The organism is Paractinoplanes maris, from assembly GCF_023544465.1.
Taxonomy (GTDB): Bacteria; Actinomycetota; Actinomycetes; order Mycobacteriales; family Micromonosporaceae; genus Actinoplanes; species Actinoplanes maris.
In genome coordinates this window covers 273,329-279,808 of the sequence record NZ_JALPVL010000017.1, presented here as the reverse complement: position 1 = coordinate 279,808, position 6,480 = coordinate 273,329, and the positions used below count along the sequence as shown (strand labels likewise).

General features: G+C 73.7%; 4 protein-coding genes. 2 read left to right on the top strand and 2 right to left on the bottom strand.

Annotated features, from left to right (window positions below; all coding sequences use genetic code 11):
* Positions 1–264: 264 nt before the first annotated feature.
* Positions 265–759, bottom strand: a complete 495-nt coding sequence (locus NAG42_RS40730) for a DinB family protein (RefSeq protein ID WP_250037866.1) — start codon at positions 757–759, stop codon at positions 265–267.
* Positions 760–869: 110 nt separating this feature from the next.
* On the opposite strand from NAG42_RS40730, the gene NAG42_RS40725 reads away from it, so the two are divergent.
* Positions 870–2,612 (top strand): dynamin family protein, encoded by a 1,743-nt coding sequence (locus NAG42_RS40725; protein ID WP_250037865.1) that lies wholly within the window; start codon positions 870–872, stop codon positions 2,610–2,612.
* Positions 2,609–4,027, top strand: a complete 1,419-nt coding sequence (locus NAG42_RS40720) for a dynamin family protein (RefSeq protein ID WP_250037864.1) — start codon at positions 2,609–2,611, stop codon at positions 4,025–4,027. The genes NAG42_RS40725 and NAG42_RS40720 overlap by 4 nt, the downstream gene beginning before the upstream one ends.
* Here the strand turns inward: NAG42_RS40720 and NAG42_RS40715 are convergent.
* Positions 4,009–6,465 carry an Hsp70 family protein gene (locus tag NAG42_RS40715; protein WP_250037863.1) on the bottom strand — a complete coding sequence of 819 codons (2,457 nt, stop codon included), beginning with the start codon at positions 6,463–6,465 and terminating at the stop codon, positions 4,009–4,011. The genes NAG42_RS40720 and NAG42_RS40715 overlap by 19 nt on opposite strands.
* Between the last annotated feature and the right edge of the window lie 15 nt (positions 6,466–6,480).

Here is a 6,480-nt window from a genome sequence, read left to right as displayed (position 1 = left end):
TCCACACCCTCCGGCTTGGTCGCCGGAGTCTTCTTCTTGGCCACCGCCGAAGTATTCACGGCGTCTGTCGTCACGGTCATCAGGTGTCTCCTTGATCAGGAGTTACACCGTTTTTCTTACAGTCCCCCGTGACCTCAGGTTGTCGAGCAGCGACTGCTGATGTGCGAGCAGCGCCTCGGCGAGAACGATCTCGAGGCGCTTGTCCGGCTCCGGCGCCGCCGGCACAGTGTCACTGCAGGACGACTTAGTCCCCATGAGGCCTGCCTAGCGCCCGGTGATGCCGTCGAGTTGTTCGCGGAGGATGTCGGCGTGGCCCGCGTGGCGGGCGGTCTCGCTGGTCATGTGGGCCAGGACCCAGCGCAGGGTCAACTGTTTGCCGTCGACGGGGTGGGCGACCGGGGTGGTGGGGTCGGCCGCGGCTCGGATGATGCGGTTGCTGTCCTCGATGGCGGCGCGGTAGCCGGCCAAGACGTCGGCGGTGGGCACGTCGGTGGGGACGGTCATCTCGAAGTCGTAGGCGTCGGCCGGGCCGACGCCGGCCACGTGGTGGCCGAACCAATAGCGCTCGCCGTCGGTCAGGTGGGCGATCAGGCCGATCAGGTTGGTGCCGGAGTCGACCAGGACGCGGCGCAGCTGGTCGTCGGTCAGGTCGTCGGTCTTCTTGAGCACCGACTCGCGGGCGAAATCCAGGAAGGCCAGCGCGGTGTCGAGTTCGCCGTCGTCGTTGCGGGGGACGGGTTTGCGCTGAGTCTCGGTCATGATCGCACGGTATCGGCTGCCGGACCTTTCGGAAGGCGACGGCTGGACGTGTCGGAAATCTGCCGGGGGGACCGAGGGGCGACGGCGGGTGCGGGGGTTATGGTCGGGCGTTGCGAGCGGAGGGGGAGCGGTTGAGCGCGACGGCGGCCGGGGTGCTCGCCCAGCTGGCCGAGGCTCGGGAGTTCGCCGTGGGTGCGGGGCGGGCCGACCTCGCCGGGCGGCTCGAGCGGGCCGCGGCGGGGCTGGAGCGGCCGGAGGCGCTGGCCGTGGCGGTGGTCGGCGAGTTCAAGCAGGGCAAGAGCTCGTTGATCAATGCGCTGCTGCACACCGACGTCTGCCCGGTCGACGCCGACGTGGTCACCGCGCTGCCGACGATCCTCCGATTCGGACGTCCGCCCGCCGCCTACCTGATCGGCGCCGACGACCAGCCCGAGCCGATCGATCTCCAGGCGGCGGGGCGGCACATCGCCGGGAGCGACGCCGATCCGCCGCCGCGGGCGGTCGAGATCCGGATCGACCGGCGGCTGCTCGGCGCGGGCCTCGCCGTGCTCGACACGCCGGGAGTGGGTGGTCTCGACTCGGCCCAGGGCAACCTCACGCTGGCCACGGTGACGTCGGCCGGCGCGGCCCTGTTCGTCACCGACGCGGCGCAGGAGCTCACCGCGCCCGAGGTCGACTTCCTCCGGCGTACGGTGGAACGCTGCCCCCGGACCCATCTCGTACTCACCAAGACCGACCTGCACGTCGAGTGGCGCCGCATCGCGGCGATCAACGAGGGTCACCTGGCCCGGGCCGGCCTGGCCGTGCCGGTCATCGGGGTCTCGTCGTTCCTGCGGGTGCGCGCCCAGGCCCGCGGCGATGTCGCCCTCAACGAGGAGTCCGGTTTCCCGCGGCTGGTCGGGCTGTTGCGCGCGATCGCCGACGAGGAGACCGCGGGGCGGGCCGCCGCCGCCCGCGCCGAGCTGGCCTACGTCGTTGCCCAGCTCCGCGACCGGCTCGACGCCGAGGCCGACCCGGGTCAGCTCGACCGCTACGCCGAGCGCGCCCGGCGCAGCGCCCGGCTCGAGACCGGCACCTGGCAGACCGTGCTGGGCGACGGCATCCAGGACCTGGCGGCCGACGTCGACCACGACCTGCGCGAACGCCTCCGCCTCATCATCAACCGGGGCGAGGCCCTGCTGGCCGAGTCGGATCCGCGGGACACCTGGCGCGACTTCCAGGCCTGGGCTGCCCGGGAGGCCGCCCGGGCCGCCGCCGACAATTTGATGCTGCTGGTCACCCGGGCCGAGCAGCTGGCGTCCGACGTGGCCGAGCGCTTCGGTCTGGAGGCGCACGACGTCAGCGCGACCCTGCCCGTGACCCGGCCCGCCGTCCACGCGCGCGACTTCCAGCTCGACTTCCAGCGGTCCACCATGCAGCAGTTCCTCGGCGCTTTCACCGCGGCCCGCGTCGCGTACGGCGGCTTCTTCCTCCTCGGCGGGGTCGGCGCCCTGGTCGGCGTGGCCTGGGCCGCCCCGCTCGGGCTGCTGGCCGGTGTCGCGTTCGGCCGCCGCCTGGTCAAGGCCGAGAAGGAGCGCCAGGTCCAGCAGCGGCGGCACCAGACCGGTCAAGAGCTTCGGCGGTACGTCGACGAAGTCGGCTTCCACGTCGGCCGCGACAGCCGGGAGGCGGTCCGGCGCACCCAGCGCCACCTGCGGGACGAGTTCGCGGCCCGGGCCCGTGAGCTGAGCCGGTCCGCCGCCTCGGCCGAGGCCGCCGTCCGCGAGGTCGCCGCGCTGCCCGACGACCAGCGCCGCCGGCGGGCGGCCGGCGTCGAGCAGCAGCGCCGCCGCCTGGAGAGGTTGTCCGGGTGAGCCTGCTCGACGAGACCAGGGCGCTGCTCGACCGGGCGGTCGCCGAGACCCGGGACGCCCGCCTGGCCCGGGCCCGCGGGCGCCTCGACGAGCCGCTGCGGGTGGCCATCGCGGGCAAGCTCAAGGCCGGCAAGTCGACGCTGCTCAACGCGCTGATCGGCGAGGAGCTGGCGCCGACCGACGCGGGCGAGTGCACCCGGGTCGTCACCTGGTATGCCGACGGGCCCGGTTACACCGTCACCTCGTACCTCAAGGACGGCAACGCCGAGGCGAGACCGTTCACCCGGCGCGACGGCGCGGTCCGGATCGACCTCGGCCGGCCCGCCGATCAGGTCGAACGGCTGGAGGTGCGGGTGCCCAGCGCCCGTCTGCGCCGGCACACGCTGATCGACACGCCCGGCATCGAGTCGCTGTCGGCCGACGTGTCGGCCCGCACGACCGCCTTCCTGGAGGCGGAAGGAGAACGGGCCACCCGGACCGACGCGGTGATCTATCTGCTGCGGCACCTGCACGGCGGGGACGTGCGCTTCCTGGAGGCGTTCCACGGCGACGACGGGGCGGGGACGCCGGTCAACGCGGTCGGGGTGCTGTCCCGGGCCGACGAGATCGGCGGCTGCCGGCTCGACGCGATGACCGCCGCCGGCCGGGTGGCCGCCCGCTACGCCACCGACGAGCGGCTGCGCAAGCTGTGCCCGGTCGTCGTGCCGGTGGCAGGTCTGCTCGGCGCGGCCGGGGCGACCCTGCGCGAGGGTGAGTTCCGGGTGCTGGCCCAGGTCGCCGCGCTGCCCCTGGACGACATCCTCGAGCTGCTGCTCACCGCCGACCGGTTCGCCGCCGGCGGCGACGATCGGCGGCGGCTGCTGACCCGGCTGGGCCTTTTCGGCGTACGCCTCGGGGTGCGCCTGATCCACGAGGGTGACGTGAGCGACGCGGCCGGCCTGGCCGCGGCCCTGACCGAGCGCAGCGGCATCACCGAGCTCCGCCAGGTCCTGACCACCCATCTGGAGGGCCGGGCCGAGGTGCTCAAGGCCCGCAGCGCCCTGGCCGCCCTCGACGAGTGCCTGCCGCCCGGCTCGCCGCTGGTCGCGGGGGCCGAGCGCATCCGGGCCGGCGCCCACGAGTTCGTCGAGCTGCGCCTGCTGCACCAGCTGCGCTCGGGCCGCCTGCCGGTGGCCGACGACCGCCGCGCCGAGCTGGACCGCCTGCTCGGCGGCGTCGGTGGCACACCCCGCGACCGCCTCGGCCTGGCCGCCGGCGCGCCCGCCGAGGAGATCGCGGACGCCGCGAAGTCGGCTCAGGCGCGCTGGCAGCGCCTCGCCGAGCATCCGCTCTCAGCCCGTGACCTGCGAACGGCGGCGCGCGCCGCCGCCCGCACCTGCGAGGGGATCCTGGCCGGTCAGAACCAGCAGGGGTGACCTTCACGGTCGCCCGGCTTGGTCAGCACGGTCTCGCCCGTGCCGTCCGGCTTCATGACCACGATCGTGGGCTCCTCGTAGGTGCCGCGCACGAAGGCGATCCACTTGCCGTCGGGGGAGAAGGTCGGGTCCATCTCGCGCTCGGGGGAGTCGGTCAGCCGGCGCGGCGGTGAGGTGCCGTCCTTGGCCACGATGTAGATGTCGGAGTCGTTCTTCCCGATCTGCTTGGTGAACACGATGAAGTGGTCGTCCGGGTCGAGCGCCGGGTCGACGGCCGGGCCCATGCCCGGGTCGGTGATGCGGCGTTCCACACCCCGCACGACGTGCCGCGCGTAGAGCAAGCGGGACCCGTCACGCTCCTGCCAGAAGACGATGGCGTCGTTGTTCGAGGTCCAGACCGGGTCGTCCTTGGGGTCGTCCGACGTGGTCAGCTGCTTGGCCTCGCCGCCCGCGGCCGGGATCGTGAAGAATTGGTTGACCGGGCCGACCTTTCTGACGAAGACGATCTGCGTGTCGTCGCCCGACCACGAGGCCCGGCCGTTGGTGGCGCCGCCGGCCAGCTTGCGGCGGTTGCTGCCGTCGGCGTCCATCACCATGATGTCGCTGGTCGAACCGGGGTTGAGGTGGGTCAGCACGATCTGCTTGCGGTCGTGCGACCATCGGGGCAGCGTGTCGCCGTCGACCGTCCCGGGCAGTTGCTCGCGGGCCGTGCCGAGGCCCGGCTTGACGAGGGCGACCGTGGAGATCCGGTCGGTCATCGAGACCGGGCCGGTGTCGACCCGGACGACCAGTCTCGCGTCGGTCGTCATGCCGGGGATCGGGGTTCCGGCCGGGGACGGCGCTGAGACCGGGTTATCGACGGCTTCGTCCTGGCCGTTGTCTCGGTTGAGCACCACCAGGGTCGCGGCGGTGGCGGCGATGAGCACGGCGCCTGCCGCGCCGGCGACCGCGAGGCGCCGTCGGGCCGGGCGCGGGCGAGGCGGCTCCGGCTTGATCGGTCCGATCTTGTACGGGTTCGACAGCGCAGCCTCGCCCGGTGCCCCCGGCTGTGGCGCGCGAAAGGAACGCGTGGCCGCCGGCGTCGGGGGTGCCGAAGCCGTGTTGTTCAACGACGCAGTGCCGGTCAGCGGGGCGGTTCCGGGGTCCGGGAAGGCGCCGGGCACCGCGGCGGCGCCCGGCATGAAGGCGACGGGCATGCGCTGAGGCGGACCGGGCTGGGTGGGCATCGTCCGCGTCGGCGCGGGAGCGGGGTCGGCCCACGGATCGGTCGGCACGCTCTGCCGGATGTCCTCGCTGCTCGGCGGAGAGGCCGGTGCGGCGGGGATCGCTGGTGCCGGGGCTGGTGCCGCCGTGGCTGGTGCCGGTGACGCCGGTGCGCTGGTGGCTACGGCCGCGCCCAGGGCGATGCTGTGCTCCGGATGCGGGTCGGCCACCACCGGCCGCCCGAACTCCTCGGACAGCAATTGAGCGACCAGCGGGATCCGGGACGACCCGCCCGCGAGCAGGACCGCGCTGACCTGTCCCACCTGCGCCCCGGCCCCGCGCAGCGCCCGCCGGGTCGCGGCGATCGTGTCCTCCAGCGCGGGCGCGATCATCGACTCGAGCTCGGACCGGTTGAGCCGCACCCGCGTGTGCAACCCGGGCAACGCCACCGGGATGTCGGTCTCGGTGTCGAACGAGAGCGCCTCCTTGGCCTCGACGCAGTCGCGCCGCAGCCGGGTCAGCGCGGCCAGCACCGCCGGGTCGTCCGGGTCGAGCTCCTGCGCCGTGCTGCCCAGGGCCGCCACGACATGCGAGAACACCGCCTCGTCGAAATCCGCCCCGCCCAGCTGCTCGATCCCCTCGGGCTCGCCGACCAGCGCGAACCCGTCCCCGTCGCGTCGCAGCAGCGCCACGTCGAAGGTGCCACCACCCAGGTCGTACACCAGAACGGTCTCGCCGGCGGCGATCCGCCGCGCCGTCGCGTGCTGCCGGGCCGCCGCCTCGGGCTCGGTGATCAGCTCGACCTCACCGGCGTCGGCCAGCCGCACGGCCTGGGCGAACTGCTCCCTCTTGTACGGTCCCCAGTTGGCCGGATGCGTCAGCGTGACCGCCGCGGGCGGCCCGTCCTGCAGCCGGGTGACCTCGTCGAGCACGTGCCGCAGCAGCTTGGCGGTCAGCGCGTGGGCCGAGAACGGCGCGCCACCGACCAGGATCGGCACCGGGTCGCCGATGCGCCGCTTGAACTCGCGGGCCAGCCGGGCCGGCTCGGCCAGCCCCCGCCGCTCGGCCGCCTCGCCGATCAGCAGCCCGCCGTCGTCCTTGACGAACACCAGCGACGGGATCTCGGCGCGGCGCCCCCCGAGCCGGACGACCTCCACCCGGCCCGCGTCGTCGCGCACGGCCGCCGCCGTCTGTGTCGTGCCCAGGTCGATGCCGAGCCGATAGGTCCCTTTCACGCACCAGATCGTCCC